The sequence below is a fragment of the Actinomadura bangladeshensis genome (assembly GCF_004348335.1).
Taxonomy (GTDB): domain Bacteria; phylum Actinomycetota; class Actinomycetes; order Streptosporangiales; family Streptosporangiaceae; genus Spirillospora; species Spirillospora bangladeshensis.
On sequence record NZ_SMJW01000495.1, the window covers coordinates 1 to 2,312 of the forward strand.

Annotated in this window: 3 protein-coding genes; 2 read left to right on the plus strand and 1 reads right to left on the minus strand. The window is 69.5% G+C overall.

Translation table 11 applies throughout. The features are described 5' to 3' along the window. Positions 1-67 precede the first annotated feature (67 nt). Together E1284_RS40280 and E1284_RS40285 are read left to right on the plus strand one after the other, a co-directional pair. On the plus strand, positions 68-934 hold the full coding sequence (locus E1284_RS40280; protein WP_131945372.1) for a TIGR03619 family F420-dependent LLM class oxidoreductase: 867 nt from the start codon (positions 68-70) through the stop codon (positions 932-934). Next, entirely contained in the window at positions 931-1,386 is a 456-nt protein-coding gene (locus E1284_RS40285) for a nuclear transport factor 2 family protein (RefSeq protein ID WP_131945373.1), read from the plus strand. The genes E1284_RS40280 and E1284_RS40285 overlap by 4 nt, the downstream gene beginning before the upstream one ends. Positions 1,387-1,395: 9 nt before the next feature. Here E1284_RS40285 and E1284_RS40290 read toward each other — a convergent pair whose 3' ends face one another. Further along, the gene (locus E1284_RS40290) at positions 1,396-2,244 is read right to left on the minus strand and encodes a peptidoglycan recognition protein family protein (protein WP_165965628.1); all 849 of its coding nucleotides are present in this window, start codon (positions 2,242-2,244) and stop codon (positions 1,396-1,398) included. Between the last annotated feature and the right edge of the window lie 68 nt (positions 2,245-2,312).

Genomic DNA, 2,312 nt, shown 5'->3' on the forward strand with positions numbered 1-2,312 from the left:
CGGCAAACACAACCCCCGCCGTTCCGGCCCCTGGCACTGGACTAGAACGCGTTCTAGTATCTCGGCCATGAGGTTCACCTATGCCGAGGCGATGACCGATCCGGCGTTCTACGCGCCGCTGGCCAAGGCGGCCGAGGACGCCGGTTACACGAGCATGTCGATCGCCGACTCAGTGGTCTATCCGAGGGAGTCCGACTCGACCTACCCCTACACCCCGGACGGCGACAGGGAGTTCCTGGAGGACAAGCCCTTCATCGAGACGTTCATCCTCATCGCGGCGCTGGGCGCGGTGACCACAACGCTGCGCTTCACGCCGTTCGTGTTGAAGCTCCCGATCCGTCCGCCCGTGCTGGTGGCGAAGCAGGCGACGTCGATCGCGTCCATGACGGGCGGCAGGCTCGGCCTGGGCGTGGGCCTCAGCCCGTGGCCGGAGGACTTCCAGGTGATGGGCGTCCCCTGGGAGCGGCGCGGCAGGCGGATGGACGAGGCGATCGACATCATCCGCGGTCTCGGCACCGGCGACTACTTCGAGTTCCACGGCGAGCACTTCGACATCCCGGCGATCAAGATGACGCCGGCCCGCCCGTTCCCGATCCTGGTCGGCGGGCACAGCGAGCCGGCGCTGCGCCGCGCGGTCGTCCGCGGGGACGGCTGGATGCACGCGGGCGGCGACGACCTGGACGCCCTCCTGGCCAGGCTGAACGACATCCGCAAGCAGGAGGGCAAGGAGAACGACCCGTTCGAGGTCCACGTCATCTCCATGGACGCCTACACGCCCGACGGCGTCAAGCGCCTGGAGGACAAGGGCGTCACCGACGTGATCGTCGGCTTCCGGTCGCCCTACGCCAAGGGCCCCGACACCCAGCCCCTCGCCAAGAAGATCGAGCACCTGGAACGCTTCGCCGAAACCGTCATCGCCAAGGTGGGCCCATGAAACAGGAACACGTTACAGACGCCGTCACGTGGAACGCCTCCACCGCCGACCACCCGGCCCGCCGGGCGGCCCGCGCCTCCATGGCGGCCGTCATCGAGGGCCGCAAGCAGGACTGGCTGGCCCTCTTCGCCCCCGACGCCCTGGTCGAGGACCCGGTCGGCCCGTCGTTCCTCGACCCCACCGGCAACGGCCACCGCGGTCCCGAGGGCATCGAGGCGTTCTGGGACAACTTCATCTCCACCATCGCCGGCTTCCGCTTCACCGTGGCCGACTCCTTCGCCAACGGCCCCTGCTGCGCCAACGTGGCCACGATCACCACCACGACGCCCGACGGCTCCACCATGACCATCGACTGCGTCCTGATCTACACGGTGAACGAAGCCGGACAGATCACGTCCCTACGGGCCCACTGGGAGCCCGACCGGGCCATGGCGACCCTCACCCACCCCTGACGGGGCCGGTCACGCCTCGTTCCCGGCCGCGAGCCGTGCGGCCAGCGCCTCGGCGACCTGCTCGCCGATGTCGCGCGGGATCGCCGCGGCGATCCGCTCCGGGGTGAGCTTCGCCAGGACGGCGGCGGCGACGGCGTCCTCGTCCACGTCCGCCGGGTCCTGCTCGAGCAGGCTCCTGACCAGCGCCTTCGTCTCGGCCGCCCGGCCGTAGGTCTCCCGGAGCACGTTCTTGGCCTGCATCAGGTCCTTGGAGGATCCGGGAGGCGCGTCGAGCGAGAGGTTCCACACCGCGAGGGCGACCTTCTGCACGTCCTTGTCGGTGAGGGGCATGTCGTCTCCTTCGATGAGCCGGGCGACATCGTCCCGGAAGCCCTTCATGTTCACACTGTGCGGGTCGGGCTTCTGGGTGTTGACCTCCTTGTGACCCTTCACCCGCGAGACCGGCAGCCCGAACTCCCTGCACAGCTCGGCGCACAGCCGCTTGTAGGCGTCGAGCTGGACGTCCGGCCAGGGCTGCCGGCCGTCGTTCTCCGCCTCGATCCCCAGGCTGTTGGAGTTCGTATGATTGGCCGACGTGCTGGGCGCGTTGTGCCAGCACCGCCCGGCCGCGATCACGTAAATGCGCCCGGACCGCCCGAGCCCGAACTGCGAGAGGGGCCCGTCCAGCCCCGGCCGCCCGTCCCGGACGACCCCCAGCGACGGATAGTCGCCCCCACCGGACGCACCGGCCGTGTGATGGCAGACGATCCCGCGCACGTACGGCTGCGGACCATGGCCGCGCGACTTCCACCCGGACACCTCGGTGACGGGGTAACCAGTACGACGCGCCACCTTGGCAAGTTGCGTCAGGTACGGCAAGGGGATCCTCCCAGTGCGGCACAGAGACCGGCGCCGAGCAGCGTACCGACTCCCCCACCCCCCGCAAC